25 protein-coding genes and 1 tRNA gene are annotated in these 25,224 nt (G+C 73.0%); 10 read left to right on the top strand and 16 right to left on the bottom strand.

Annotated features, from left to right (window positions below):
* Positions 1–21: 21 nt before the first annotated feature.
* From UW392_RS53875 to UW392_RS53865, 3 genes are read right to left on the bottom strand one after another with little or no spacing between them, the layout of a single operon-like run.
* Positions 22–1,044, bottom strand: a complete 1,023-nt coding sequence (locus UW392_RS53875; protein WP_320782795.1) for an ABC transporter permease — start codon at positions 1,042–1,044, stop codon at positions 22–24.
* On the bottom strand, positions 1,041–2,612 hold the full coding sequence (locus UW392_RS53870) for a sugar ABC transporter ATP-binding protein (protein WP_320782794.1): 1,572 nt from the start codon (positions 2,610–2,612) through the stop codon (positions 1,041–1,043). Before UW392_RS53870 ends, UW392_RS53875 begins: the two co-directional genes overlap by 4 nt.
* Positions 2,609–3,172 (bottom strand): carboxymuconolactone decarboxylase family protein, encoded by a 564-nt coding sequence (locus tag UW392_RS53865; RefSeq protein WP_320782822.1) that lies wholly within the window; start codon positions 3,170–3,172, stop codon positions 2,609–2,611. The genes UW392_RS53870 and UW392_RS53865 overlap by 4 nt, the downstream gene beginning before the upstream one ends.
* A 233-nt stretch (positions 3,173–3,405) precedes the next feature.
* Between UW392_RS53865 and UW392_RS53860 the strand changes: the two genes are divergently transcribed.
* From UW392_RS53860 to UW392_RS53850, 3 genes are all read left to right on the top strand, one after another.
* On the top strand, positions 3,406–3,816 hold the full coding sequence (locus UW392_RS53860) for a cupin domain-containing protein (protein WP_320782793.1): 411 nt from the start codon (positions 3,406–3,408) through the stop codon (positions 3,814–3,816).
* A gap of 89 nt (positions 3,817–3,905) precedes the next feature.
* The gene (locus UW392_RS53855) at positions 3,906–4,889 is read left to right on the top strand and encodes a bile acid:sodium symporter family protein (RefSeq protein WP_320782792.1); all 984 of its coding nucleotides are present in this window, start codon (positions 3,906–3,908) and stop codon (positions 4,887–4,889) included.
* A gap of 121 nt (positions 4,890–5,010) precedes the next feature.
* Positions 5,011–5,370 (top strand): hypothetical protein, encoded by a 360-nt coding sequence (locus UW392_RS53850; protein WP_320782791.1) that lies wholly within the window; start codon positions 5,011–5,013, stop codon positions 5,368–5,370.
* A 55-nt stretch (positions 5,371–5,425) separates the two neighbouring features.
* Here the strand turns inward: UW392_RS53850 and UW392_RS53845 are convergent, their stop codons facing one another.
* The 6 genes from UW392_RS53845 to UW392_RS53820 all read right to left on the bottom strand — a co-directional run bounded on the left by UW392_RS53845 (position 5,426) and on the right by UW392_RS53820 (position 11,479).
* Positions 5,426–6,751, bottom strand: coding sequence for an aromatic acid/H+ symport family MFS transporter (locus UW392_RS53845; protein WP_320782790.1), 1,326 nt, complete (start codon positions 6,749–6,751; stop codon positions 5,426–5,428).
* A 150-nt stretch (positions 6,752–6,901) separates the two neighbouring features.
* Positions 6,902–7,852 (bottom strand): catechol 2,3-dioxygenase, encoded by a 951-nt coding sequence (locus UW392_RS53840; protein ID WP_320782789.1) that lies wholly within the window; start codon positions 7,850–7,852, stop codon positions 6,902–6,904.
* The gene (locus tag UW392_RS53835; RefSeq protein WP_320782788.1) at positions 7,833–8,960 is read right to left on the bottom strand and encodes a 4-oxalomesaconate tautomerase; all 1,128 of its coding nucleotides are present in this window, start codon (positions 8,958–8,960) and stop codon (positions 7,833–7,835) included. Before UW392_RS53835 ends, UW392_RS53840 begins: the two co-directional genes overlap by 20 nt.
* Positions 8,957–9,667: a 4-carboxy-4-hydroxy-2-oxoadipate aldolase/oxaloacetate decarboxylase gene (locus UW392_RS53830; RefSeq protein WP_320782787.1), complete on the bottom strand. Its 711-nt coding sequence runs from the start codon at positions 9,665–9,667 to the stop codon at positions 8,957–8,959. The genes UW392_RS53835 and UW392_RS53830 overlap by 4 nt, the downstream gene beginning before the upstream one ends.
* A gap of 52 nt (positions 9,668–9,719) precedes the next feature.
* A complete protein-coding gene (locus UW392_RS53825; RefSeq protein WP_320782786.1) occupies positions 9,720–10,370 on the bottom strand; it encodes a GntR family transcriptional regulator in 651 nt (216 codons plus the stop codon).
* Between the two features lie 104 nt (positions 10,371–10,474).
* On the bottom strand, positions 10,475–11,479 hold the full coding sequence (locus UW392_RS53820) for a LacI family DNA-binding transcriptional regulator (RefSeq protein ID WP_320782785.1): 1,005 nt from the start codon (positions 11,477–11,479) through the stop codon (positions 10,475–10,477).
* A 109-nt stretch (positions 11,480–11,588) separates the two neighbouring features.
* On the opposite strand from UW392_RS53820, the gene UW392_RS53815 reads away from it, so the two are divergent.
* The gene (locus UW392_RS53815) at positions 11,589–12,746 is read left to right on the top strand and encodes a Gfo/Idh/MocA family oxidoreductase (protein ID WP_320782784.1); all 1,158 of its coding nucleotides are present in this window, start codon (positions 11,589–11,591) and stop codon (positions 12,744–12,746) included.
* A gap of 100 nt (positions 12,747–12,846) precedes the next feature.
* Positions 12,847–13,854 carry a Gfo/Idh/MocA family oxidoreductase gene (locus UW392_RS53810; protein WP_320782783.1) on the top strand — a complete coding sequence of 336 codons (1,008 nt, stop codon included), beginning with the start codon at positions 12,847–12,849 and terminating at the stop codon, positions 13,852–13,854.
* Between the two features lie 10 nt (positions 13,855–13,864).
* Here UW392_RS53810 and UW392_RS53805 read toward each other — a convergent pair whose 3' ends face one another.
* From UW392_RS53805 to UW392_RS53790, 4 genes are read right to left on the bottom strand one after another with little or no spacing between them, the layout of a single operon-like run.
* Positions 13,865–14,767: a sugar phosphate isomerase/epimerase gene (locus tag UW392_RS53805; RefSeq protein ID WP_320782782.1), complete on the bottom strand. Its 903-nt coding sequence runs from the start codon at positions 14,765–14,767 to the stop codon at positions 13,865–13,867.
* A gap of 1 nt (position 14,768) precedes the next feature.
* The gene (locus UW392_RS53800; protein WP_320782781.1) at positions 14,769–15,656 is read right to left on the bottom strand and encodes an ATP-binding cassette domain-containing protein; all 888 of its coding nucleotides are present in this window, start codon (positions 15,654–15,656) and stop codon (positions 14,769–14,771) included.
* A 5-nt stretch (positions 15,657–15,661) separates the two neighbouring features.
* Positions 15,662–16,738, bottom strand: a complete 1,077-nt coding sequence (locus tag UW392_RS53795; protein ID WP_320782780.1) for an ABC transporter permease — start codon at positions 16,736–16,738, stop codon at positions 15,662–15,664.
* The gene (locus tag UW392_RS53790) at positions 16,738–17,814 is read right to left on the bottom strand and encodes a sugar ABC transporter substrate-binding protein (RefSeq protein WP_320782779.1); all 1,077 of its coding nucleotides are present in this window, start codon (positions 17,812–17,814) and stop codon (positions 16,738–16,740) included. The genes UW392_RS53795 and UW392_RS53790 overlap by 1 nt, the downstream gene beginning before the upstream one ends.
* Before the next feature lie 252 nt (positions 17,815–18,066).
* Between UW392_RS53790 and UW392_RS53785 the strand changes: the two genes are divergently transcribed.
* The 3 genes from UW392_RS53785 to iolD are packed head-to-tail and all read left to right on the top strand — an operon-like array spanning position 18,067 to position 21,775.
* On the top strand, positions 18,067–18,945 hold the full coding sequence (locus UW392_RS53785) for a deoxyribose-phosphate aldolase (protein ID WP_320782778.1): 879 nt from the start codon (positions 18,067–18,069) through the stop codon (positions 18,943–18,945).
* Between the two features lie 17 nt (positions 18,946–18,962).
* Entirely contained in the window at positions 18,963–19,904 is a 942-nt protein-coding gene (gene iolB / locus UW392_RS53780) for a 5-deoxy-glucuronate isomerase (protein WP_320782777.1), read from the top strand.
* Positions 19,901–21,775, top strand: coding sequence for a 3D-(3,5/4)-trihydroxycyclohexane-1,2-dione acylhydrolase (decyclizing) (gene iolD, locus UW392_RS53775; RefSeq protein ID WP_320782776.1), 1,875 nt, complete (start codon positions 19,901–19,903; stop codon positions 21,773–21,775). The genes iolB and iolD overlap by 4 nt, the downstream gene beginning before the upstream one ends.
* A gap of 11 nt (positions 21,776–21,786) precedes the next feature.
* Here iolD and UW392_RS53770 read toward each other — a convergent pair whose 3' ends face one another.
* Both UW392_RS53770 and UW392_RS53765 read right to left on the bottom strand, forming a co-directional pair.
* Positions 21,787–22,773, bottom strand: coding sequence for an aldo/keto reductase (locus UW392_RS53770; RefSeq protein WP_320782775.1), 987 nt, complete (start codon positions 22,771–22,773; stop codon positions 21,787–21,789).
* 86 nt (positions 22,774–22,859) lie between these two features.
* Positions 22,860–23,804, bottom strand: coding sequence for an SDR family oxidoreductase (locus tag UW392_RS53765; RefSeq protein WP_320782774.1), 945 nt, complete (start codon positions 23,802–23,804; stop codon positions 22,860–22,862).
* 102 nt (positions 23,805–23,906) lie between these two features.
* Between UW392_RS53765 and UW392_RS53760 the strand changes: the two genes are divergently transcribed.
* Positions 23,907–24,551, top strand: a complete 645-nt coding sequence (locus UW392_RS53760) for a TetR/AcrR family transcriptional regulator (RefSeq protein ID WP_320782773.1) — start codon at positions 23,907–23,909, stop codon at positions 24,549–24,551.
* A gap of 160 nt (positions 24,552–24,711) precedes the next feature.
* On the opposite strand, the gene UW392_RS53755 is transcribed toward UW392_RS53760, so the two are convergent.
* Positions 24,712–24,785: transfer RNA gene (locus UW392_RS53755), tRNA-Pro, on the bottom strand.
* Positions 24,786–24,883: 98 nt separating this feature from the next.
* Between UW392_RS53755 and UW392_RS53750 the strand changes: the two genes are divergently transcribed.
* The coding region (locus UW392_RS53750; RefSeq protein ID WP_320782772.1) for a DUF309 domain-containing protein at positions 24,884–25,224 on the top strand (341 nt) is incomplete at its 3' end.

The raw sequence follows: 25,224 nt of genomic DNA, 5'->3' as shown, positions 1-25,224 counted from the left end.
CGGAGGTCCGTCGGAAGCGCCCTAGTGCCCGGGTGAGGACTTGCGCTGGAACTCGTTGATGACGGCGGCGATCAGCAGCACGCCGCCGGTGACGACGAGTTGGTAGTTGCTGTCGACCTGGAGCAGGTTGAGCGCGTTGCCGACGAAGCCCAGCAGGACGACACCGAAGACGGTGCCGACGACGGTGCCGTGGCCGCCGGCGAGCGAGGTGCCGCCGATGACCACCGCGGCGACGGCGGTGAGCTGGGTCTGGAGTCCGGCGGTGTTGGGCGCCGCGGCACCGAGCCGGGAGAGCAGCATCAGCCCGGCGAGTCCGGCGAGCACCCCGGCGAGCGCGTACAGGGCGAGTTTGCGGGCATTGACGTTGATGCCGCTGAGCCGGGCCACGTGTTCGTTGCCGCCCATGGCGAAGGCGTCGCGGCCGAAGGTGGTGAAGCGCATGGTGACACCGGTGAGCGCCAGCACCAGGACGGCGACGACCGTCAGGTAGGGCACACCGAGCACCTCGTCGTTGCCGAGGGCGGACATCTTGTCGCCGATGGTGACGCTCATGCCGTCCAGGACCAGCAGGGCGACACCGTCGAGGAGCATCGCCGAGGCGAGGGTGGCGACGAACGGCGCGACCCGGGTGTAGGTGACGACGAGGCCGTTGACGAGGCCGATCAGGGTGGCGAGGGCGAGGCAGACGACCACCACGGCGGGGGTGGACCAGCCGCCGTCGAGGAGTTGCGCGCCGGCGCACAGGGTGACGGCGGCGTTGGAGCCCATGGAGAAGTCCATGCCGCCGGAGGTCATCAGCAGGGTCAGGCCGGCGGCGATGACGGCGTTGACACTGACCTGGCGCAACACGTTGAGCAGGTTCTGCGAGGAGGTGAACGCGTCGGCCTGTGTGGCGGTGAACACGCACACCAGGAGCAGTACGAGGATCAGCCCGCCGTGCGGGACGTGCAGCAGCCTCCGGGCGCCGGGGCGGGAGGCCGCGCCGCGTCCGGCCGGGCCACCGGAGTGGACGTCCGGGGAGGCGGAGGGGGTCTTGAGGCTCACTGCGATTGACCTCCGAGTGCGGTCGCGACGAGTTCGTCGCGGGTGATGGCGTCGATGTGGTGCTCGGCGACGGTGCGTCCGGCGCTCACGACGACGACCCGGTCGGCCAGGCGCATGACCTCCTCGGCGGAGGAGGAGGCGAGCAGGACGGCCACACCGCGGGCGGCGAGGCCGTCGAGGAGGGTGTGGATGTCGGCCATGGCGGCGACGTCCACCCCGTTGGTGGGGTCCTCCAGGAAGCAGGCGACGGGCTCGGTCTCCAGCCACTTGCCGAGCAGCACCTTCTGCTGGTTGCCGCCGGAGAGGGAGCCGACCGGCGGGTTGCCGCTGAGGGCGACGACGCCGTAGGTGGTGCGGACGGGGGCGGCGCGGCGGGCGAGGTGTGCGGCGCGGTGCAGCCGGCGGCGGGCGAAGCGGTCGCCGGCCAGCATCAGGTTCTCGTCGACGGTCATGGACTGGACCAGGCCGAGGGAGCGGCGGTCGCCGGTGACGCAGCGCAGGCCGCTGGCGAGGGAGGCGCGGACCCGGCCGAAGGGCACGGCGCGGCCGTCGACGTGGACCTCTCCGGCGTCGGGCCGCTGCCGTCCGGAGAGCAGGTCGAAGAGGCGGGACTGGGCGTCACCGGCCGGGCCGAGGACGGCGACGATCTCGCCCTTGCGCACCTCGACGGTGAAGTCGCGGATGGCACGGCCGTGGGTGAGGCCGCGGACGACGAGTCCGTGGTCGTCCGCGGCCGCGGGGCGGGCGGGCCGGGTGGAGACGACGTCGCGGCCGACCATGCCGCGGACCAGCGCGGCGTGGTCCAGCTCGGCGGCCGGGGCGCTGCGGACGAGGGCGCCGTCGCGGAGCACGGTGACCCGGTCGGCGACCGACATGACCTCGTCGATGTAGTGGGAGATGTAGACGACGGCGACGCCCTCGTCCCGCAGCCGCCGCACCAGGGCGCGGACCTGCCCGGCGTCCTTGGCGCTGAGGCAGGCGGTCGGCTCGTCGAGGATCAGCACCCGGCCGCCGCGGCGTACCTCCCGGGCGACCTCGACCATGGTCTGCTCGGCGACGGTGAGGGTGCCCGCGATCCGGTCGACGTCGATGTCGATGCCGAGGCCGGTGAGCGCCTCGTGGGCGCGGGCGCGGACCGCCTTCCAGCGCACGGCGCCGGCCCGGGTGGGCAGGTCCCCGAGGAGGACGTTCTCGGCGACGGTGAGGCCCATGGCGAGTTCGCGGCGCTGCGGTACGCAGGAGATGCCCAGCCTGCGGGCCTTGCGCACGGTGAGGGAGGCGTGCTGTTCCCCGGCCACCTCGACGGTGCCGGAGTCGGGCTGGTGGACGCCGCTGAGCACCTGGACGAGGGTGGACTTCCCGGCGCCGTTCATGCCCATCAGGGCGTGGATCTCACCGGCGTACAGGTCGAGGTCGACACCCTTGAGGGCGGCGGCCCCGCCGAAGCTCTTGGTGACGTCCCGTACCCGCACCACGGGCGGCCGGGCCGGGGTCACCTCGGTACCCGGCTCCGTCGCCGGGTCCTTGAGGGAGCCCGGGGCCACGGCCGGCCGGTGTCGGGGGCTCACGGCCGGGACCGGTCGGCGTCGGGGGTGACCCGGCCGTAGCCGCGGACGTCCGGGAACGGGGGTTCCCTGTCGGCCTGGAGGTCCACCTGGAAGGTGTTGAGACACATGCCGAGCATGGTGAAGTTGCCGAGGGCGCCGATGGTGTCGACCAGACCCTTGTTGCCGAAGTGGCGCTGGGCGGCGGCGAAGGTGTCGTCGGAGACGAAGTGGTCCTCCAGGATCTCCCGGCAGAACCGGTAGAACGCCTGGTCGGCCTCGTTGTCGAAGTGGGCCTCGCGCTTCTCCGCGACGGCCTTGACGGCCTCCTCGGGAATACCGGCCTCGATCGCCTGGTGGACGTGGGCGTTCCAGGAGTACTGGGCGTCCCAGTTGCGGGCCGCCATCAGCAGGGTGAGTTCACGCAGGTGCTCGGGCAGGCTGCAGTCGAAGCGGGCGAACGCGCCCAGGGACTCGGCCCGTTCGCACATCTCCGGGCTGTGCAGCCAGACCCGGAAGGGGCCGCGGACCGCGCCGCGACGGCCGGCGATCCGCGCGGCCAGCTCCTGCTGCCGCTGGTCCATGTCCTCTTCGGTGAGTACGGGGAGCCTCATCTGGCCGATACCTGCCTTTTCTTTCCGGCGCGTTGCCGCAATGGGTCGAACGCCCTGCGGTGACGAGTGACGGTACAGCCGGGCCGAAGAAGCACACCCCTCCCGGAGCGCAACGTAAACCTGCACGCGGGAGGGCACCGGCGGGCGGCGTCGCGACCTAACGTCGGTCGACGCGACACCCTGACCCGAGAGGAACCCCCACGATGACCACGATCGTCAAGGCCGCGTCCGTCCCCCTGCTCGACCGGGGCGGTGCCGTGGTGACGACCCCCCTGATCACCACACCGTCGGCCGGCGGGGAGAACCTCATCACCAGCGGCATGAGTGTGTACCCGGTCGGCTCCGGGGCGCCCACGCACTCACACAACTGCGACGAGCACGTGACCGTCCTCGACGGAGAGGCGGAGGTGTGGGTGGACGGCGAGGTGACGAAGCTGGAGCGGTACGACACCACGTACATCCCTTCCCCCGTGCCCCACCTGTTCCGCAACGTGGGCACCACTCCCCTGCGCATCCTGTGGGTGTACTCGTCGGGACACGTCACCCGGACGTTCACGGAGACGGGTGTGACGGTGGAGCACCTGTCGGCCGAGGATCAGATGGGCAAGGACTGAGACGAGGGCCGGGAGACCGCCGTCCCTGTGACGGATCACATGCCGAGACACGCTTGCGTCCACCCCCTGACCAGGCGTTGTCTCGCACAGTGAGAACAGAACGACCCGCACAGCCAGAACCGACCGCCGACCGGGCCACCGGTGACCGTTCCGCCCGGCGCGCCGTCACCGTCTTCCCCGTCCTCGTCCTCGCCGCCGGCGCCCTCGGGCTGCTCCTGCCGGGCGGCTTCGACGGCTGGAGCGAGGGCGTGCCCTACCTGCTCGGTGTCGTGATGTTCTGCATGGGCGTCACCATGACCCCCGAGGACTTCCGCGGGGTCGCCAAGCGGCCGTGGGCGGTGGCGCTCGGTCTGGTCGCGCACTACGTCATCATGCCGGGGCTCGGCTGGGCCATCGCCCACCTCCTGCACCTCTCCCCGCAGCTCGCCGCCGGTGTGATCCTCGTCGGCTGCGCCCCGAGCGGTACGGCCTCCAACGTGGTGACCTACCTGGCGCGCGGCGACGTCGCCCTGTCCGTCTCCGTGGCCACCGTCTCCACGGTCCTGGCCCCGCTGATCACGCCGCCGCTGACGCTGCTGCTGGCCGGTGAGTACCTGCCGGTGGACGCCGGTTCGATGGTCACCGACATCCTGAAGACGGTGCTGCTGCCGGTCGTCGCGGGTCTCGTCGTGCGGCTCGTGGCGGGCCGGTGGGTGCAGCGGGCGCTGCCGGTGCTGCCGTGGCTGTCCGCGCTGACCATCGCCGTGATCGTGACGGTGGTGGTGGCGGGCAGCGCCGCCGCCATCAAGTCGGCCGCGCTGCTGGTGTTCGTCGCCGTCGTCCTCCACAACGGTCTGGGCCTCGCGCTCGGCTACGGCGCGGGCCGCCTCGGCCGGCTCGGCGAGGGCGGCAGCCGCGCGATGGCCTTCGAGGTGGGCATGCAGAACTCGGGCCTCGCGGCGTCCCTGGCCACCGCCCACTTCAGCCCCCTGGCCGCGCTGCCGGCGGCGGTCTTCTCGGTGTGGCACAACATCTCGGGCGCGCTCGCGGCGGCGTGGCTGTCGCGCCGGGGGCACGGAGACACGTCGGACTGAGCCGCGGCTCGTCCTCGCCGTCGCCCCGGTCCGCGCGCGTGCGGGCCGGGGCGATGCCGTACGCTGCCGTCCCCCGGCCACGAGAGGGAACCATGCCGATCACCGTCCCCCGGCCCGGCCGGTGAGCCCCCGCCGGCGGATCGCCGCCGTCTGGGCGGCCCTGTGTCTGGCCGGGCTCGCGACCACCGCCGTGCTGAGCGGCGATCCGTACGCGGACGGCCCGGAGTTCCCGGCCGAGGGGCCGACGGCGTCGCCGTCGGGGCCGCACGTCGACTGCGAGGACATCGCCGACGCCTTCGCCGAGGAGCGCGCCCAGTCGGCCGCGACGGCGGCACCCGCCGCCTCCCCGGCGTCACCGGTCCCGCCGTCCGCCTCGGCCTTCGCGTACGACGGGGGCTCACAGGTCACCGAATTCACGGTCCGCGCACTGCCCGAGGAGTGCCGGAGCGTCCTGGCGGAGCGGGGCCTGACGACACCCTGACCACGCCGGCCCCGCGTCCGCGCGGTGGCCGGCGTCCCGGTCGGGGTCGGAGCGCTCAGTGGGCGCCCACCAGTTTCCGGTCGGCGGTGTCCGTCGTCGTGCGCCTGCCGGTGCGGGCCGCCGCGATGCCGATGAAGACCATGGACGACACTCCGGCGAGCGCGAAGGCGGTGAAGCCCCAGTCGCCCTTGTCCGCGGCGAGCAGCTGGCCGCCGAGCCAGGGGCCGAAGACCGCGCCGAAGCGGCCCATGCCGGAGGTCCAGCCGACGGCCGTGGCGCGGTGGTCGGGGGCGGAGCCGATGGAGACCGTCGCGTAGATCATCGTCTGGGCGCTGTTGAGGAAGACGCCGGTGAGGAAGACGACCAGGAAGGTCAGCGCGAGCGGCATGTGGACGCTGAGCAGGAAGACACCGGCGGCGGTCAGCGCGAACCAGACCGCGGAGATGCGCGGGGCTCCGAACCGGTCGGAGGCGCGGCCGGCGACCAGCATGCCGACGATGCCGCCGAGGTTGAACAGGACCACGAAGGTCAGCGCGGAGCCCAGTTCGTAGCCCTCGCCGCGCATCAGGGTGGGCAGCCAGGTGGCGACGCCGTAGACGAGGAGCAGGCCGCCGAAGGAGGCCAGCCAGTACAGCAGCGTCTGGACCCACTCGCGGCCCTGGAAGAGGGCGGCGAGGTTGCCCCAGCGGGCGGTGGCGGGGCGGGCCGCGGGGGCGGCGGGCGGCTCGACGCCGAAGCGGGCGGCGAGGGCGCCGGCCTCGTCGCGGCGGCCCTGGGCGACGAGGAAGCTCAGGGACTCGGGCAGCCACTTGACCAGCACGGGGACGAAGAGCAGCGGGACCACGCAGACCCAGAAGGCGGCGCGCCAGCCGAGGGGTTCGACGATCCACAGGGCCACGTAGGCGGAGAGGATGCCGCCCGCGTGGTGGGCGGTCATCAGCAGGCCGATGGTGAGGGCGGCCCGGCCGCGGGGGGCGTAGTCGGAGACCATGCTGATGGCGGTGGGCAGCAGCCCGCCGAGGCCGACACCGGCCAGGGTCCGGCCGAGGCCGAAGACGCCGACGCTGCCGGCTGTCGCGCAGAGCCCGGAGGCCAGGGAGAAGAGGGTGACGCAGGCGATCATCAGCTTCTTGCGGCCGATCCGGTCCGCGACCGTACCCGCGGTCAGGGCGCCGACGAGCATGCCGAACGTGGCGTAACTGCCCAGGTCACCCGCCTGGCCGGAGGTGATGCCGAGTGCCTTCTCCGCCAGCATGTGGGGCAGCACGGAGCCGTAGATGAACATGTCGAGGCCGTCGAAGAGCACGGCGACCCAGCACAGGACGACGACCAGCAGCGCCAGTCTGCTGCCCCGGAAGGACGGGGCGGGGGAGGAGGACATCGTTGTTTTCCTCTCGACCAAATAAGGAGTGCGCTGAACCTAAGCAACCGTTCAGGCTGTCGTCAACAGTTTTGTCAACAATCTCAGGGACATAACAGGGGGCGGCCCGCGCGCGTGCGCGGACCGCCCCCCTCGGCGGGTCGTCCGGTCTCAGGCGACCGGCGGAGTCCCGTGGGTGTGGAAGGACTCGATGGTCTTCAGACCCCAGGCCTGCCCCTTCTTCCGCTCGTCCTCGGTCCAGGTGATCAGCGGCCAGTCGGGGGCCAGCACCAGACGGGTGAGCGGGTTGCACAGCTCGATCCGGTTGCCGCCCGGCTCGTAGACGTACAGGAAGAACGTCTGCTGGATCGCGTGCTTGTGCGGGCCGGTCTCGATGAACACACCGCTGTCGATGGCGAGATCGGCGGCGCGCAGGATGTCCTCGCGGGTGTCGGTCGCGAAGGCGATGTGGTGCAGCCGCCCCTCGGAGCCGGTCCAGTCCTCGGTGTACACCACGTCGTACGACTTGTCGGTGAAGGTCAGCCAACGGGCCGCGATCTTCCCGGTGTCGAGCCGTATCTGCTCGGTGGGCCGGGCGCCCAGGAGGTGTTCCTGGAACTCGGCGTTGGCGAGCACGTCGGAGGCGAGGAAGTTGATGTGGTCCAGGCGGCGGACGCCGACCCCGCGGCCGGGCTTGGCCTGCGGCTGGTTCTTCAGCGCGGGCCTCAGCTCGTCGGGAGCCTCGTAGTACTCGCTCTCCCAGTACAGGGCGTGCTCGTGGCCGTCGGGGTCGGTGGTGACGTACAGCCTGCCGAGGCCGGGCTCGTCCTCGACCCACTTCCCGCCGCGGCCGGCCTCCTCCAGTGCCTTCACCCGCCGCTGGAGGGCGTCCTCGCCCGAGGCGCGCAGCGCGAGGCGGCCGAGGCCGGGTGTCGCGCGGGCGGTGAGCACCAGGCTGTGGTGCTCGTAGTCGTCGAAGGTGCGCAGGTAGACCGTGTCACCGTCCTGGCCGTTGACCGTCAGCCCGAGGTAGTCGGTGAAGAAGCCGACGCTGGCGTCGAGGTCGGGCGTGAACAGCTGCGTGTGGCCGATATGGGCGATGTCACCGAGCGGCGGAGTCATCGTTGCCTCCAGGGTGTGGTGCGGGGGCCGGGGCCGTAGCGGCCGGCCGGGGGAACACGGTGCCGTCGAAGATCTTCCGCGCGGTGCGCACGACGGCGGTACGGCGGACCACCGGGGGCGAGCCGTCGGCACCGGGCACGACCGCGGTCTCGACGTCGAGGAAGCCGGTCGGGTGTTCGACGCGGACGCGGTCGCCGGTCTCCGGCAGTTCGGCGATCCCCTCCCCCGCCCCGCCGGGCAGACGGAGCCCCGCGGCCACGCTCGCGGCGCCCAGGACGCCGATGGAGGTGTGGCAGCGGACGGGGATGAACGTACGGGTGGTGACCGCGCCGCCGTCGCGGGGCGGCGCGAGCAGGCTGAGCTTGGGCACGGTGGTGCCCGAGACGTCACCGAGGCCCATCAGCCGCCCTGCCTCCAGCCGGATCTCCTTCAGGCGGTCGGCCAGGGCGGCGTCCGCCTCCAGCTCCGCGGGGTCCTCGTAGCCGGTGACCTTCAGGGCGCCCGCCGGGATCAGCACCACGGGCATGCCGTTGTCGACGCAGGTCACCTCGGTGCCGGCGACGGTGTCGCGGACGTTGCCGGTGGGCAGCAGCGGGGTGCTGCCCTGCGGGAACTCGATGACGACCGCGGCGGCGGTGCCCGGCACACCGGAGATCTCGGCGTCCCCGGTGTAATCGACGCGTCCGCCCGGCGTGGGGAAGGTGGCGACCGCCAGTTCCCCCGTGTTGCGCATCCGGATACGGACGGACGTCTCCGTGCCGTCCGCGGCCACCAGTCCGCGCTCGACGGCGAACGGGCCCACACCGGCGAGGATGTTGCCGCAGTTCTGCCGGTCGGAGACCTCGGGGGTGTCCACGTTGACCTGGAGGAACAGGTAGTCGACATCGGCCTCGGGGTCGTCCGAGGCGGAGACCACGGCGACCTTGCTGGTCAGCGGGTGGGCGCCGCCCAGGCCGTCGATCTGGCGCGGGTCGGGGCTGCCCATGACGCGCAGCAGCAGGTCGTCCCGGGCGACGGCGTCCGAGGGGAGGTCCTCCGCCAGGAAGTACGCGCCCTTGGAGGTGCCGCCGCGCATCAGCGTGCAGCGGACCTCCTCGGGTGCGCTCACGAGCCGTCCCCGCCGCGCGCGTACTCCTCGTACGGCCGATAGCTCACGCCGAGCTGGACCAGCTTCTCGCGCAGGCCGTAGCGGTCCAGGCCGAGCTGGCCCTCCCGGAAGGCGGCGCGGGTGGCGGCCTCCTTGTCCTCCCGGGCCTCGGACGCCTCGGCGACCTGCCCGGCGCGCAGCCGGGGCACGACCACGACGCCGTCGTCGTCGGCGACGATGACGTCACCGGGGTGGATCACCTGGTTGCCGATGACGATGGGCACGTTGACGCTGCCGCCGGTGGCCTTGACCGTGCCCTGTGCGGAGACCGCCGCGGACCAGACCGGAAAGCCCATCTCGCGCAGTTCGGAGGTGTCCCGGACACCCGTGTCGATGACCAGGCCGCGCACCCCGCGCTGCTTCAGCGCGGTGGCGAACAACTCTCCGAACAGGCCGTCGGTGGACGGCGAGGTGGTGGTGACGACCAGGATGTCGCCCTCGCCGCACTGCTCGACGGCGGCGTGGATCATCAGGTTGTCGCCCGGCCAGGACAGCACGGTGACCGCGGTGCCGGCGATCCGGGTGTCCTGCTGGATCGGGCGCAGATGGGTGCCGAGCAGGCCGGCTCGGCCCATCGCCTCGGAGACGGTGGCGACGCCGTACCCGGAGAGGGCCTCGACGTGCTTGGCCTCCGCCTTCGGCGGGTCGGTGACGATGACGCCGCTCATGCCTGCTCCTCGACGGTCTGCGGGTACGGGTACACGGTTCTTCTTCCTCGGGTCAGTCGCGCAGCGCCTCGATCACGCTGGTGAGGTGGGCGCGGACGGCCGCCTCGGCCGCCTGCGGGTCCCTGGCCTCGATCGCCTCGATCATCGCCAGGTGCTCGCTCAGGGACTGCTGGGGCCGCCCCGGGCGCAGTGCCAGCTGGAAGCGGTGGCGGACCAGCTGGCCGTTGAGCCGCTCCAGCAGCTCCTGCGCCGTCAGCTGGCCGGAGACCTCCCGGATCCTGGTGTGCAGCCGGTGGTTGAGGTCCGAGTAGGTCAGCGGTTCGCCGTCGGCCACGGCCTTGCGCATCGCGCCGCCGAGGTCGCGCAACTCGTCGAGCTGCTCGTCGGTGACGGCGACGGCCGCCTTGGCCGCGCAGAGCCCCTCCAGCACCAGCCGGCACTCGGTGATGGCGACCGCTTCCTCCACGGTCACCACCCGCACCCGGGACCCCCGGTTGCGGATGCGCTCGACCAGCCCCTGCGACTCCAGGTCGATCAGCGCGGCCCGGATGCTGGCCCGTGTCACACCGAACTGCTCGGCGAGCTCGTTCTCCACCAGCCGCTGGGCCGGTGCCATCTCGCCGCGCAGGATCGCCTCCCGCAGCTGTCCGAGCGCAAGCTGCTTCGCCTGCTCCCCGGTGCTCGGACCGGCTTCTTTCGGCATGTGCCCTCCCTGAGTGAGTGCCTGTCGAACGTAAAACTAGCCGAACAAGATTGTCAACAATTTTGTTCGCCGAAATGCGGCCGCATCGCGCTGGTCATGGCCGGTCAGCCGCGCGGCGCGGCGGTGGTGCCGCGGATCTCCAGGGACGGGGCCACGAGGTGCAGCGCGCCCGGGTTCCCGGGGGTCCGGAGGCGGTCCAGGAGGCAGCGGGCCGCGCGCCGGCCGACCTCGTGACCGGCGTGGTCGACGGTCGTCAGCCAGAGGTGCCGCAGCCGGGAGATGCTGGTGTCGTCGTACCCGGCCACGGAGAGGTCGTGCGGCACGCGCAGGCCGAGTTCCTCCGCCGCCGACAGGACGCCGACGCAGGCGATGTCGTTCACGGCGAACACGGCGGTGGGCCGGTCCGGCCCGGCGAGCAGCCGTACGGCGGCCCGGTGGCCGCCCTCCTCCGTCATGTCGCTCGGCTCGGTCCGCGCCCGCCCGTCGAGGCCGTGCGCCCGCACCACCGCCTCGAAGCTGCGCCGCCGCAGCTCGCCGACCGCGCCGTACCCCGCGATGTGCGCGAGACGGCGGTGGCCGAGGCCGATGAGGTGCTCGGTCACCAGCCGCGCCCCGCGCTCGTCGTCCCCGGCGACCACGTCCACGCCGGGCGGCACCGCTTCCCGGGCGCCCGCGACGACGACCGGGACGCGCGCGGCGATGTCTTCGAGGGCCGCCGGGTCGGGCAGCGTGCCGACCACGACCAGGCCGTCGGCACCGAGGTCGCGCAGCGGTCCGGCGAGGTCGCCCTGGCCGGAGCGGCGGTTGAGGCGGGCGTCGGAGAGCAGCATCCGCAGGCCGTTGTCGTGCAGCAGGGAGTTCAGGCCGTCCAGGAGGTCCACGAACCAGGGGTTGCGCAGGTCGTTGAGGAGGACGCCCACGGTGCGGGTACGGCGTTCGCTGAGGCTGCGCGCCGCCGCGTTGGGCCGGTAGCCGAGTTCCCGCGCGGCCCGCAGCACCGCCTCCCGCCGCTCGGGCCGTACCCGGTCGGAGCCGCGCAGCACCAGGGAGACCAGCGACTTGGAGACGCCCGCCCGTTCGGCCACGTCTCGGATGGTCGGCTGCTTCATGGCTGGACCGTTCCACCTGGCGTACCGCCTGTCAAAAGCTTGACACCGGCCGCGGGCGGCGCCCAGTGTGGCGTGGACAGGCAGTGGACCGGTCCAACGAGGGGCTCGCATGCACGACGCGCTCGGTGTCGCCGTCATCGGTTTCGGCTGGATGGGGCGGGTGCACACCCAGGCCTACGCCCGCGTCCGCCACCACTATCCGCGGCTCGCCCTGCGTCCGGAGCTGATCGCGGTCGCCGACGAGGTACCGGGCCGGGCCGAGGAGGCCGCCGCGCGGTACGGGTTCGCCGGGGCCGTCCGCGACTGGCGGGAGGTGGCCGCCGATCCCCGGGTGCGGGCCGTGAGCGTCACCGCCCCCAACTTCCTGCACCGCGAGATCGGCGTCGCGCTCGCCGAGGCGGGCAAGCACCTCTGGATCGAGAAGCCGGTCGGGCTGACCGCCGGGGACGCCCGCGCGGTGGCCGCCGCCGTCGCGCGCTCCGGCGTCCAGGGCGCGGTCGGCTTCAACTACCGCAACGCGCCCGCCGTCGAGGCGGCCCGCGACCTGATCGCCGCCGGGGAGGTGGGCACCGTCACCCATGTCCGCGTCCGGCTCCTCAGCGACTACGCGGCCCACCCCGAGTCTGCCCTGACCTGGCGCTACGAGCGCGAGCGCGGCGGCAGCGGCGTCCTCGGCGATCTGGCCTCGCACGGCGTGGACCTGGCCCGCTTCCTCTGCGGGGACATCGCGTCCGTCACCGCCGACACGGCCGTCTTCGTGCCCGAGCGGGCCCGTCCGGCCGCCGCCACCGCGGGTCACGCCCGCGCGGCGGGCGGGGACCTCGGCCCGGTGGAGAACGAGGACTACGTCGGCTGCCTGCTGCGCTTCGCCTCCGGCGCCCGCGGCGTACTGGAGGCGTGCCGGGTCTCGGTCGGCGAGCAGAACGCCTACGGCTTCGAGGTGCACGGCACGAGGGGCGCCGTCTTCTGGGACTTCCGCCGGATGAACGAGCTGGGCGTCAGCCGCGGCACCGCCTACCAGGACCAGCCGGTCTCCACGGTGTACGTCGGTCCGGGCGACGGCGAGTTCGCCGCGTTCCAGCCGGGCGCGGCCAACGCCATGGGCTACGACGATCTGAAGGTGGTCGAGGCGTACCGCTTCCTGCGCTCGGTCGCGGAGTCCACGCCGTACGGGGCGACGCTCCCGGACGCGGTGCACAGCGCCGCCGCCCTGGACGCGATGGCCCGCTCGGCGGCGAGCGGCGGCTGGGAGACGGTCTCCCCGTAAGGGTCACGGCGACACAGATCGATCCCCAGGAGCGGGGAGCAGTGGCCAGAAACGGAACAGAACAGGGACCAGGGAACAGGAACAAGGAGCAGGGGAACGCATGCGCATCGGCATTCTCGGACTCGGCCGGATCGGCGCCTTCCACGCCGCGACCCTCGGCGCGCTGGACGCCGTCCGGTCCCTCGTCGTCTTCGACCCGGACCCGGCCGCCGCCGAGTCGGCGGCCGTCCTGTTCGGCGCGAAGACCGCGGACTCCCCCGAGGCCGTGCTCGCCGCCGGGGTGGACGGCCTCGTCGTCGCGGCGGCCACCGACGTCCATCCGGAGCTGATCCTCGCCGGGGCCGCCGCGGGCGTCCCCGTCTTCTGCGAGAAGCCCGTCGCCCGGACCATGGCGGAGGCTCTGCGAGTGGCGGAGGCCCTGGCGGGCCACGACGTGCCGGTGCAGATCGGCTTCAACCGGCGCTTCGACGCCGGGTTCGCCGCCGCGCGGGCCGCGGTGCGCTCCGGCGAACTGGGCGCCCTGCACACCGTACGGTCGACCACCCTGGACCCGGCGCCGCCGCCCGCCGCGTACGTGGCCGCCTCCGGCGGGATCTTCCGGGACTGCGCGGTGCACGACTTCGACGCGGTCCGCTGGGTGACGGGCCGCGAGGTGCGCGAGGTGTACGCCGCCGGCGGCAACCGGGGTGCCGGGTACATCCGCGCGGCGGGCGACGCGGACACCACGGGGGCCGTCCTCACGCTGGACGACGGCACCCTGGCCGTGATCTCCAACAGCCGGCACAACGGCCGCGGCCACGACGTCCGCATGGAGCTGCACGGCTTCGCGGACTCGCTCGCGGTCGGCCTGGACGACCGGCTGCCGCTGCGCTCGGCGGAGCCCGGCGCGACCTTCCCCGCCGGGACCCCGCACGACTTCTTCATGGACCGCTTCGCCGCCGCCTACCGGGCCGAGCTGACCGCCTTCACGGAGGTCGTCGCGGGCACCCGCCCCTCCCCGTGCACGGTCGCGGACGCGCTGGAGGCGGGCTGGATCGCGGAGGCGTGCGCGCTGTCCCTGGCGGAGCACCGGCCGGTCACCGTGGCGGAGGTACGGCGGCCCTGCTGAGAGGGGCCATTCACGCCCCGCACGACCGCAGGAACCGCCGTGTGCGCACCGCGATCGGCAGCGGGGCGTCCGGCGCGCACGGGTACATGTCCTGCTCGACGATGGCGAAGAGGTCGACGCCGAGCCGCTGGGCGGCGGCCAGGACCGGTTCCAGTTCGGGGACGCCGGTGGGCGGTTCGCACATCACCCCGCGCCGCACGGCCGGTCCGAACGGCAGCCCTTCGGCCCGGACCCCGGCGAGGATCTCCGGGTCGACCTGCTTGAGGTGCAGGTAGCCGATGCGCTCGCCGTAGGTCTCGATGAGCTTGACGCTGTCGCCGCCGCAGTAGGCGTAGTGCCCGGTGTCGAGACACAGGCCGACCAGACCGGCGTCGGTGGCGTCGAGGAAGCGCTCGACGTGCTGCTCGGTGTCGAGGTGGGTGTCGGCGTGCGGGTGGACGACGATGTCGAGGCCGTAGGTGTCCCTCACCTCACGGCCGAGACGCTCCATGCCGGTGGTGAGGTGGGTCCACTGCTCGGCGGTCAGCTCCGGTGGTTCCAGGATCTCGGCGGTCTTGTCGTCGCGCCAGAAGGAGGGGATGACGACGAGGTGGCGCGCGCCCATGTCCCGGGTGAGCGCGGCGACCCGGCCGACCTGCTCCCGGGTGGCGTCCCACTCGGACGGTCCCCGGTGCAGGCCGCAGAAGATGGTGCCCGCGGAGACCTTGAGGCCGCGCCGGTCCACCTCGTCGGTGAGCCGGGCCGGGTCGGTCGGCAGATAGCCGTAGGGGCCGAGTTCGATCCAGGAGTAGCCGGCCTCGGCGACCTCGTCCAGGAACCGTTCCCAGGGCACCTGGCGGGGGTCGTCGGGGAACCAGACGCCCCAGGAGTCGGGGGCGGAGCCGACCCGGATGCGGTCGAGGGCTGGGGGCATGTCAGGGCTTCCCTTCGGGCGGGCCGGGGGTGGGGGCGGCCGGTTCGCGCGGCCTCGGAACCGTCTCCACGTCGACCCCGCCGACCTGGGCCAGCTCCTCCTTGAGGGTGGCGAGTTCGGTGCCGCCGGCCATGTGGTCGGTCAGTTCCTGGAGGGTGATGTCGCCGCGGGCGGCGCTGAGTTCGAGGGTGCCGAGGCGCAGGACGGTGAAGTGGTCGCCGACCATGAAGGCGTGGTGGGGGTTGTGGGTGATGAAGACGACTCCGAGGCCGCGCTCCCGGGCGGCGGCGATGTACTTCAGCACCACGCCGGACTGTTTGACGCCGAGCGCGGCGGTGGGTTCGTCGAGGATGAGGACGCGGGCGCCGAAGTGGACGGCGCGGGCGATGGCGACGCACTGGCGCTGGCCGCCGGAGAGGGTGCCGATGGGCTGTTCCAGGTCGTCCAGGACGATGCCCATGGCCCGCAGTTCCTCGTCCGCGGTCCGTTTCATCGCGTCGATGTCGAGGCGGCGCAGCGGCCAGGGGCCCTTGGTCCGTTCGGAGCCGAGGAAGAAGTTCCGCCACACCGGCATCAGCGGGACGGTGGCGAGGTCCTGGTAGACGGCGGCGATACCGCGGTCGAGGGCCTCGCGCGGGGTGGTGAAGCGCACCGGTTCACCGTCGACGAGGAACTCGCCCTCGGTGTGCCGGTGCAGCCCGGAGATTATCTTGATGAGGGTGGACTTGCCGGCGCCGTTGTCGCCGAGCACACAGCTCACCCGGCCGGGGCGGACGGCCAGGTCGACGCCGTGCAGGGCGCGGACGGTGCCGTAGGACTTGCCGGCGCCGCGCAGTTCGACAAGGGCCGGGTCGCCGGGAGCGGACGCGGCGAGGGCGGGTTCGGTCATGTGGCTCACCTCCGGGTCGCCGCGCGGCGGACCCACAGATTGATCAGGACGGCGCCGAGGAGCATCACGCCGAGGAACGCCTTGAACCAGTCGGGGTTCCAGCCCGCGTAGACGATGCCCTGGTTCACCATGCCGAACATGAAGGCGCCGAAGACGGGGCCGATCGCGGAGCCGGCGCCGCCGGTCAGCAGGCAGCCGCCGATGACGGCGGCGGCGATGTAGATCAGCTCCTGGCCGACGCCCTCGCCGGACTGCACGGTGTTGAAGGAGAACAGCTGGTGCATGCCGACGAACCAGGCGCCGAGGCCGACCAGCATGAACAGGGAGATCTTGGTGAAGGTGACGGGCACGCCGACCGCGCGGGCGCTGTCCTGGTCGCCGCCGACGGCGAAGACCCAGTTGCCGTACTTGGTGCGCAGCAGCACCCAGGTGGCGATGGCGGCGAAGACCAGCCACCACACCACCGTGATCTTCACCTGGACGCCGCCGACGTCGAAGGAGGAGGCGAAGAGCGCCTCGGCCTGGCCGAAGCCGTCCATGTCGCTGATGTCGTCGGTGGCGACGTTGCCGGTGACGAGTTTGGTGACGGCGAGGTTGACGCCCTGGAGGATGAGGAAGGTGCCGAGGGTGACGAGGAAGCTGGGCAGTCCGGTCCGCACCAGCATCCAGCCGTTGAACGCGCCGACGGCGAGCGAGAGGACCAGGGCGACGACGACGCCGGTCCAGACGTTGACGGTGAGCTGGTAGCTGAGCATGCTCGCGGTGAGCGCCGAGGAGACGACGGCGACACCGGACGACAGGTCGAACTCGCCGCCGATCATCAGCAGGGCGACCGGCAGCGCCATGATGCCGATGGTCGAGGACTGGTAGAGGACGGTCGCCATGGAGCCGCCCTGGCGGACGGTCGGGGCGGCGATCAGGAAGAAGACGAGGACGGCGACGGCGCCGAGGAACACCCCGACCTCGGGGCGGGCCAGCACCCGCAGCGCCAGTGGACGCTGCCGGGTCCGGCCGTCGGCCGGGGAGGGGCCGGCGGCCGGCGGCGGGGCCACCGCCGGCGCGTTCCGCGGTGCGGTGCCCATCAGCGGGTGCCCTTCGCGGCGAACTCCGAGATCCGCTCGACGTTGGACTCGTCGACGAAGGCGGGGCCGGTCAGCACCGGTTCCTCACCGCCGCCGCTGTAGTTGCCGTTGTTCTTGTAGAGCCACAGGCCGTCGACGGCCAGGTAGCCCTGGAGGTAGGGCTGCTGGTCCACGGCGAACTCGATGTCACCCTTCTGGATGGCGCCGGTCAGCTCCTTGTTGAGGTCGAAGGTGGCGACCTTCGCCTTGCCGCCGGCCTCGCCGGCCGACTTGACCGCGGCCATCGCGAAGGGCGCGCCGAGCGTGACGACGTGGTCGATCGCGGCGTCCTGCTTCAGCTTGGCGGTGATCGTGGACTGCACGGACGGCATGTCGGTGCCGTTGACGTACAGATTCTCGACCGAGCCCTCGAAGGTCTTCTTCACGCCGTCGCAGCGCTGGGTGAGGCCGACGTTGCCCTGTTCGTGCAGGACGCAGACGGCCCGCTTGGCGCCGACCTCGTTGAGCTTCTTGCCGAACGCCTCGCCCGCGACGCCCTCGTCCTGCCCGAAGAACTCCGTCAGCCCCATCTGCTTCCAGTCGCTGAGCCCGGAGTTGAGCCCGACGACGGGTATCCCGGCCTGGCGCGCCTTGGCCACCACGCTTCTGAGGGCGTCCGGCTTGGCGAGGGTGACCGCGATGCCGTCGACCTTCTGGTCGATGGCGTTCTGCACCAGGCTGGCCTGGTTCCCGGCGTTGGGGTCGTTGGAGTAGACGAGCTTGATGTTGTCCTTGGCGGCGGCGGCCTCGGCGCCCTTGCGGACGATGTCCCAGAAGGTGTCCCCGGCGGCCTGGTGGGTGACGAGGGCGACCGTCATCCGAGGGGTGTTCGCCCGGCCGGCGGAGGCTCCGGACGCGCCCTCCTCGTCGGCCTCCTTGCCGCCGGAGCCGCTGGAGCAGCCGGCCAGGGCCAGGGCCGCCGCCGCGGCGAGTGCCACGGCGGGGACGAAACCGCCACGGGAGACTGAACCGCTGCGGGAGACTGAACCGCCGCGGGAGCGGACACGAGTGGAGCGGGCATGAACGGAGCGGTCCATCTTTCCTGCACCTCACTGTGCGACGGGAAGCCGTGCGCCGAAGGGTGACGGCCTTGCGCTGGCACCGGATACAAGTGCGTCGCCCGCCCGCTGTCAATACTTTGTCAAGACATCATTTCACGCACAGGTCCGAATGTCCGTACAAAATATTGACAGGTCGGTGTCCGGGTCCTACACCTGGGAGGCGGCAGGCCCCGTCCGAAGTCGATCTCTACCCCCTGCGGACGGACATACCCCCGAAGGAGCTCCGCCGTGCCCCTTTCCCCCGCCGACCTCACCGCGGTCAGAGCGCGGCGCCCCGAGGCGATCGCCGAGGCGGCCGCGTGCCGCGAGCGCCGCCCCCTGCTCGGGGCCACCGGCCGGCTGATGATCGTGGCCGCCGACCATCCGGCGCGCGGCGCCCTCGGGGTCGGCGGCCGTCCGCTGGCCATGGCCGACCGGGCGGACCTGCTGCGGCGGCTGTGCACGGCGCTGGGCCGGCCGGGCGTGGACGGCGTGCTCGCCACCGCCGACGTCCTGGAGGACCTGCTGCTGCTCGGCGCGCTGGACGGCAAGGTCGCGATGGGGTCGATGAACCGCGGCGGACTCGCGGGCGCCGCCTTCGAGATGGACGACCGCTTCACCGGGTACCGCGCCGAGGACCTGGACCGGCACCGGCTGGACGCGGGGAAGCTGCTGCTGCGCATCGACCCCGAGGACGCGGGGTCGCTGGACACCCTGGAGTCCGCCGCCCGCGCCGTGGACGCCATGGCCGCGCGCCGGCTGCCGGTGTTCGTGGAGCCGTTCCTGTGCCGCCGCGAGCAGGGCCGCCTGCGCACCGACCTCTCCGCCGAGGGCGTCACCCGCTCGATCGCCATCGCCTCGGGGCTCGGCGGCACCTCCGCCTACACCTGGCTGAAACTCCCCGTCACCCACGACCCGGACGACATGGCCGAGGTCCTGCGGACCTCCACCCTGCCGGTCGTGCTGCTCGGCGGCGATGTGGGGAACGATCAGGACGCGGCCTACGAACGCTGGCGCAAGGCCCTGCGCCTGCCCACCGTCCAGGGCCTGGTCGTGGGCCGTTCGCTGCTCTACCCCGCCGAGGGCAGCGTGGAGCGGGCGGTGGACACGGCCGTCGGCCTGTTGTGAGTTCAGGAGGCTTTCCGATGACCGACCACCTGTCGACGTACCACCTGTCCGCGGGCGAGGCGGGCGACGGCCCGTACGCGGTCGACCGCCCCTACACGGTCGACGTGACCCCCGAGACCGCCGGCTGGGGCTACTCCGGCCTGCGCGTGCTCCCGCTGCCCCCGGGCGGCTCGCACTCCTTCGACACCGGCGGGAGCGAGTGGATCGTGCTGCCGCTCTCCGGCGGCTGCACGGTCGCCGCCGACGGCGAGGTCTTCGAACTCGACGGCCGCACGGACGTGTTCAGCGGGGTCAGCGACTTCGCGTACGTGCCGCGCGACGCCCACGTGCGCGTGTCGTCGGCCGGCGGCGGCCGGTTCGCGCTCGCCGGCGCCCGCTGCGCGCGCCGGCTGCCCGCCCGCTACGGACCGGCCTCGTCCGTCCCGGTGGAGCTGCGCGGTACGGGGAACTGCTCGCGGCAGGTCAACAACTTCGGTGCCGCCGGCGTCTTCCCGTGCGACAAGCTGATCGCCGTCGAGGTGATCACCCCGGGCGGCAACTGGTCGTCCTTCCCGCCGCACAAGCACGACGAGCACCGCCCCGGCGCGGAGGCGGAGCTGGAGGAGATCTACTACTTCGAGTTCGCCGCCCACGACGGCGTGCCCGGCCTCGGCTACCAGCGGGTCTCCCCGTCGGGGCACGGCCGCGGCACGGACGTGCTGGCCGAGGTGCGCGACGGCGACGTGGTGCTCATCCCGGACGGCTGGCACGGCCCGTCGATGGCCGTGCCGGGCCACCACATGTACTACCTCAACGTCATGGCGGGCCCGGCGGACGAACGCGCCTGGCTGATCAGCGACCACCCCGGCCACGCCTGGGTCCGCGCCACCTGGCCCGAGCAGCCGGTCGACGCCCGGCTCCCCCTGTACTCCGCCCCCGAAGCCCCCGAAGCCCCCGAAGCCCCCGGGAGGACCGTATGAGCGTCCGCGTCCGCCTCACCACCGCCCAGGCCCTGGTGCGGTTCCTCGCCGCCCAGTACACGGAGCGCGACGGCGTACGGCACCGGCTGATCGCCTCCACCTGGGGCATCTTCGGCCACGGCAACGTCGCCGGGCTCGGCCAGGCGCTCGTCGAGCACGGCGACGTGATGCCGTACCACCAGGGCCGCAGCGAACAGGCCATGGTGCACGCGGCGGTCGGTTACGCCCGTCAGCTCGACCGGCTCTCCGCGCAGGCCGTGACGGCGTCGATCGGCCCCGGCGCCACCAACCTGGTCACCGGCGCCGCCCTCGCCACCGTCAACCGCCTCCCGGTGCTGCTCCTGCCCGGCGACTACTTCGCCGCCCACCCCGCCGACCCGCTGCTCCAGCAGCTCGAACACCCGGCGGCGGGCGACGTGTCGGTCAACGACACCCTGCGCCCGGTCTCCCGGTACTTCGACCGGATCACCCGCCCCGAGGCACTGATCCCGGCCGCGCTGCACGCGATGCGCGTCCTCGCGGACCCCGCGGAGACCGGCGCCGTCACCCTGGCCCTCCCCCAGGACGTCCAGGCCGAGGCCGCCGACTGGCCCGAGGAGTTCTTCGCCGACCGGGTCTGGCGGGTGCGGCGGCCCGCGCCCGACCCGCTGGAACTGGCCGACGCCGTACGGGCCGTCCGCGCCGCCGCCCGGCCGCTGATCGTCGCCGGCGGCGGCGTCCACCACAGCCGCGCCGAGGACGCCCTGCGCGCCCTGGCCGACGCCACCGGCATCCCCGTCGCCGCCACCCAGGCGGGCAAGGGCGCGCTGCGCCACGACCACCCCGCCGACGTCGGCGGCATCGGCCACACCGGCACCGCGGTCGCCGACGCCCTCGCCCGCACCGCCGACCTGGTGATCGGCGTCGGCACCCGGTACAGCGACTTCACCACCGCCTCCGGCACCCTGTTCCAGCACCCGCAGGTGCGCTTCCTCAACGTCAACATCACCGCCTTCGACGCGCACAAGCTCGCCGCCCGCACCCTGGTGTGCGACGCGCGGACGGGCCTGGAGGCGCTCACCGGGGCACTGGCCGGCCACCGCGTGGACGACGCCTACGCCGCCGAGTACCGGGCCGGCAAGGAACGCTGGGAGCGGGCCGTCGAGGCCGCCCTGCACGCCCCGGACGACAAGGCGGTCCCGACCCAGACGCAGGTGATCGGCGCGCTGGACGCGGTGGTGGACGACACGGACGTGGTCATCAACGCGGCCGGCTCGCTCCCCGGTGACCTGCACAAGCTCTGGCGGGCCCGCTCCCCGCGCCAGTACCACCTGGAGTACGGCTACTCCTGCATGGGCTACGAGATCCCGGCCGCCCTCGGCGTGCAGCAGGCCGCGCCCGGCACCCCGGTGTGGGCGCTGGTCGGCGACGGCACCTACCTCATGAACCCCACGGAGATCGTCACCGCCGTCCAGGAGAACCTCCCCGTCAAGCTGGTCCTCCTCCAGAACCACGGTTACGCCTCGATCGGCGGCCTCTCCGAGTCGGTGGGCGCCGAGCGGTTCGGCACCGCCTACCGCCACCGGGCCCCCGACGGCACCTTCACCGGCGACCCGCTCCCCGTCGACCTCGCGGCCAACGCGGCCAGCCTCGGCATGGACGTACTGCGCCCCCGGACCGTCGGCGAGCTGCGCGAGGCACTGGCCGAGGCGCGCGCCTGCTCCCGGCCGACCTGCGTGTACGTCGAGACCGACCCGGCGCCCACCGCGCCCCCGGCCGAGGCGTGGTGGGACGTGCCGGTGGCCGAGGTCTCCGCCCGCCCGGCGGCGAAGGACGCCCGTACCGCCTACGAGCGGGAGGCAGCCGCACGCCGCCGCCACCTCGCCCCCTGACCGGACGGCGCTCAGTGCGCGGCGTCCAGCCGGGCCCGCTGGTCCGCCGTAAGCTCCAGGTCGACGGCGGCGAGGTTCTCCTCCAGCTGCGCCAGGGACGAGGCCCCGGCCAGCGGTAGGACGGGCAGCTCCGCGCCGATCTGCCAGGCCAGCACCACCTGGTTGGCGGTGGCGCCGGTCTCCTTCGCCACCTCGTGCAGCACCGCCAGCCGGGCTGGGGTGCCGGGGTGGTCGTAGTCGTCGGGGAGCGGCTTGTCCGCGCGGACGTACGCGCCGGTCAGCAGCGGCGAGTAGGCGACCAGGATCAGTCCCGGTTCGGCCCTGAGAAGGCCGAGGAGTTCGGCGCCCGCGTGGCCGAGGCTGCCGTCCGGGAAGAGGTCACTGGGCACGTCGGAGCGGGGCCGCAGATAGCTGTGCTGGTACTGGAGCACCTCGTAGCCGGGCAGCCCGGCCCCGGCGGCCAGCGCGCGGGCCCGCTCCACCCGCCACATCGCCTGGTTGCTGACGCCGAGGAGCCCCACCGTGCCCTCGGCGACCAGCTCGCCGAACGCCTCGACGGTCTCGCGCTGCTCCACGGTCGCGTCGTCGATGTGCGCGTACAGCAGATCCAGCTTCTCCACGCCCAGCCGTTCGCGGCTGGCCTCGGTGGCGGACCGGATCGCCTTCGCCGACAGGCCCTCGGGGTTGTCGATGTAACTCGTACCGGGCGCGAGGGGGCGGGCGCCGAGTTTGGTGGCGATGACGATCTCGTCGCCGACGCCGCGCGAGCGCCGCCACCGGCCGAGGAGTTCCTCGCTCTGGCCGCCCACCCCGCCGTCGTACCAGAAGGCGTAGTTGTCGGACGTGTCGATGAAGTTCCCGCCGGCCTCGACGAAGCGGTCGAGCACGGCGAAGGCGGTCTCCTCGTCGGTCCACGTCCCGAACAGCATGGCGCCGAGCGCGATGACGCTCACCTCGCGGCGCGTCGCCGGGTCGGTCCCTATGGTGCGGTACTTCATGACGGTCCCCTCCCGCGCGCCCCTCGGTGAGGCGCACGGCAGGGAGTCTTCTTGCTGAAGCGCACACGAAGTCAAGCGCCGAGGTGTCAGCCGGCCGGGAAGGACACCTTCGCGAGTTCCTCGGAGACGCTCCAGACGCGCCGGGCCTCGTCGGTGGAGCGCAGGCGGGAGTACAGCTTCTGCTCGGCGGGCGGGCCGCCGAGGTGGCCGGGGCCGCTGGGACCGTAGAGACCGCCGGGCTTCGCGTCCGGGGAGGTGGCCGCGTGGAGGGCGGGCAGCTGGGCGGTGCGGACCGTGCCGAGGAGGATGCCGCGCGCGGACAGCGCGCGGATGAGCCGCACGCCCAGGGTGTCCTTGTCGCGTCCGATCTCGGGCCGGGCCGCGAGGAGGTTGGTGGGGGCGACGCCGGGGTGGGAGATGTTGCTGGTGATGCCCCAGCCGCCCGCTTCGCTGCGGCGGTCGAGTTCGAGGCCGAAGAGGCCGAGGGCGATCTTCGACTGGCTGTAGGCGCGCCGGCCGTTGTAGGACCGCTCCCAGTTGAGGTCGTCCCAGTTGATGGCGTTCCGGTCGGCGGCCACGCTGACCTGCGAGGTGACGCGGGCGCGGCCGGCCCGCAGCAGCGGCAGCAGGTGGGACACCAGGGCGAAGTGCCCGAGGTGGTTGGTGCCGAACTGCAGCTCGAAGCCGTCGGCGGTGGTCTGCCGGTCGGGCGGGGTCATGACGCCGGCGTTGTTGATGAGCAGGTGCAGCGGCCGGTCCTCCGCCAGGAGGGTCTCGCCGAGGGCGGTGACGGAGGAGAGCGAGGAGAGGTCGAGCGACCGCAGCGACACCTGTGCGGCGGGGACGGCCGCACGGATCGTCGCCAGGGCCGCCTCGCCCTTGCGGGGGTTGCGGACCGGCAGGAGGACCTCGGCACCGGCGGCGGCGAGGCGCGTGGCGATGCCGAGGCCCATCCCGTCGCTGGCCCCGGTGACGACGGCACGCTTTCCGTGCAAGTCGGAAAGGGTGATGTCGAAGTCTCGGCGTGGCATGCGGATTCACTTCCTGGGGTGGGACGGCACGGCGCGGGCGAAGTTGATGCCAGGCGGTATCAGAAATGTATTTCTGGTGCCGGGGTGTGTCAACATGGGCTCATGAGCACCCCGCCCCTGATCCGCCCCTACCGGGGAACGCCGGCCGAGGACCGTGTCGCCCGGCGGCGCGCCGCCCTGCTCGAAGCGGCCCTGCGCGTCTTCGAGGCGGAGGGCTGGAACGGGGTGAGCGCGCGCCGGGTCTGCGAGGAGGCCGGACTGACCCGGCGCTACTTCTACGAGAGCTTCGAGGACGTGGACGCCCTGCTGGGCGCGCTGCTCGGCGAGATAACCGGCGAGGTGCGGGCGGCCGTACGGGCGGTGGTGGCCGACTCCGACGCACCCCTGGCGGAACTGACACGCCGGGCGGTGTCGACGGGCCTGGAGGTGCTCCTGTCCACCCCCGTCAAGGGACGTTTCGTGGCGGGCGCCCGGGGCGCGGGCGGCGCGGTGGCCGCGCAGCAGGCGGCGGGCATGGACGACCTCGCCTCGACGGTCGAGGCCACCTTCGCCGCGCGCGGCGGCGAGACCCCGCCCGTCGGTACGCGGCAGGCCCGCGTCGCGGCGATCGGAGCGGTCGGCGCGGTCCTGCGCATCGTCGACAGCTGGCTGAACGGCGAGATCGACGCGACCCGCGAGGAGGCGGTGGCGTGGAGCACGGGGGCGGCGCTGGCGGTACTGGGGGCGGTGGCGGCACCACTGCCGTGATCCGACCCGCCGACACCGCCCGGCCGACGGGCCGGCCGGCCTCCGGGAGACACGCCGAAGGGCCCGTCAGACCCCCTGGTCCTTAAACGGTCCCCAGGACATACGGCAGAGGGCCCGTCGGATTGCTCCGACGGGCCCTCTGACCTGCGACCGTCTCCGGTCGGGACGACAGGATTTGAACCTGCGACCCCTTGACCCCCAGTCAAGTGCGCTACCAAGCTGCGCCACGTCCCGGTGCGGTCGTGCACGGTGTCCGTGCGGTCACGCGGTGAGTACCTTACCGCACGCACCGGGGTGCGCCGAAAACGGCCTCGCGCGGGACAATCGGTGGCATGGACAGCACATCCCCGGACCGGCCGGCGGACGCACGGGACCGTGACAGCGAGGGGCGGGCGCGCAACGCCCGGCCGCGGGACGGGCTCGGCAGGCCCCTGCCGTACGGCAGCGGCGGCGTGGCCCGGCAGCCCGAGGGCGTGGTGCGGGCGCCCGCGGAGACCGTCGCCGAGGCGCAGCGGCTGCTGGACGAGGGCAAGCCGTTCCACGCGCACGAGGTGTTCGAGGACGCCTGGAAGTCGGGCCCGGCGGCGGACCGGGAGCTGTGGCGCGGGCTGGCCCAGCTCGCGGTGGGGCTGACGCACGCCGCCCGGGGCAACGTCACGGGCGGGCCGCGGCT

The organism is Streptomyces sp. CRN 30 (assembly GCF_034105845.1).
The sequence above is the reverse complement of the archived record's forward strand: the minus strand, read 5'-3'. Positions and strand labels throughout refer to the sequence as shown.

Excerpts from the sequence above, each read along its gene's own strand:
- UW392_RS53865 (WP_320782822.1), bottom strand. The coding sequence starts at position 3,172 with ATGGACCAGCGGCAGCAGGAGCTGGCCGCGCGGATCGCCGGCCGTCGC.
- UW392_RS53860 (WP_320782793.1), top strand. The coding sequence starts at position 3,406 with ATGACCACGATCGTCAAGGCCGCGTCCGTCCCCCTGCTCGACCGGGGC.
- UW392_RS53845 (WP_320782790.1), bottom strand. The coding sequence starts at position 6,751 with ATGTCCTCCTCCCCCGCCCCGTCCTTCCGGGGCAGCAGACTGGCGCTG.
- UW392_RS53840 (WP_320782789.1), bottom strand. The coding sequence starts at position 7,852 with ATGACTCCGCCGCTCGGTGACATCGCCCATATCGGCCACACGCAGCTG.
- UW392_RS53830 (WP_320782787.1), bottom strand. The coding sequence starts at position 9,667 with ATGAGCGGCGTCATCGTCACCGACCCGCCGAAGGCGGAGGCCAAGCAC.
- UW392_RS53825 (WP_320782786.1), bottom strand. The coding sequence starts at position 10,370 with ATGCCGAAAGAAGCCGGTCCGAGCACCGGGGAGCAGGCGAAGCAGCTT.
- UW392_RS53820 (WP_320782785.1), bottom strand. The coding sequence starts at position 11,479 with ATGAAGCAGCCGACCATCCGAGACGTGGCCGAACGGGCGGGCGTCTCC.
- UW392_RS53815 (WP_320782784.1), top strand. The coding sequence starts at position 11,589 with ATGCACGACGCGCTCGGTGTCGCCGTCATCGGTTTCGGCTGGATGGGG.
- UW392_RS53810 (WP_320782783.1), top strand. The coding sequence starts at position 12,847 with ATGCGCATCGGCATTCTCGGACTCGGCCGGATCGGCGCCTTCCACGCC.
- UW392_RS53805 (WP_320782782.1), bottom strand. The coding sequence starts at position 14,767 with ATGCCCCCAGCCCTCGACCGCATCCGGGTCGGCTCCGCCCCCGACTCC.
- UW392_RS53800 (WP_320782781.1), bottom strand. The coding sequence starts at position 15,656 with ATGACCGAACCCGCCCTCGCCGCGTCCGCTCCCGGCGACCCGGCCCTT.
- UW392_RS53795 (WP_320782780.1), bottom strand. The coding sequence starts at position 16,738 with ATGGGCACCGCACCGCGGAACGCGCCGGCGGTGGCCCCGCCGCCGGCC.
- UW392_RS53790 (WP_320782779.1), bottom strand. The coding sequence starts at position 17,814 with ATGGACCGCTCCGTTCATGCCCGCTCCACTCGTGTCCGCTCCCGCGGC.
- iolB (WP_320782777.1), top strand. The coding sequence starts at position 18,963 with ATGACCGACCACCTGTCGACGTACCACCTGTCCGCGGGCGAGGCGGGC.
- iolD (WP_320782776.1), top strand. The coding sequence starts at position 19,901 with ATGAGCGTCCGCGTCCGCCTCACCACCGCCCAGGCCCTGGTGCGGTTC.
- UW392_RS53770 (WP_320782775.1), bottom strand. The coding sequence starts at position 22,773 with ATGAAGTACCGCACCATAGGGACCGACCCGGCGACGCGCCGCGAGGTG.
- UW392_RS53765 (WP_320782774.1), bottom strand. The coding sequence starts at position 23,804 with ATGCCACGCCGAGACTTCGACATCACCCTTTCCGACTTGCACGGAAAG.
- UW392_RS53760 (WP_320782773.1), top strand. The coding sequence starts at position 23,907 with ATGAGCACCCCGCCCCTGATCCGCCCCTACCGGGGAACGCCGGCCGAG.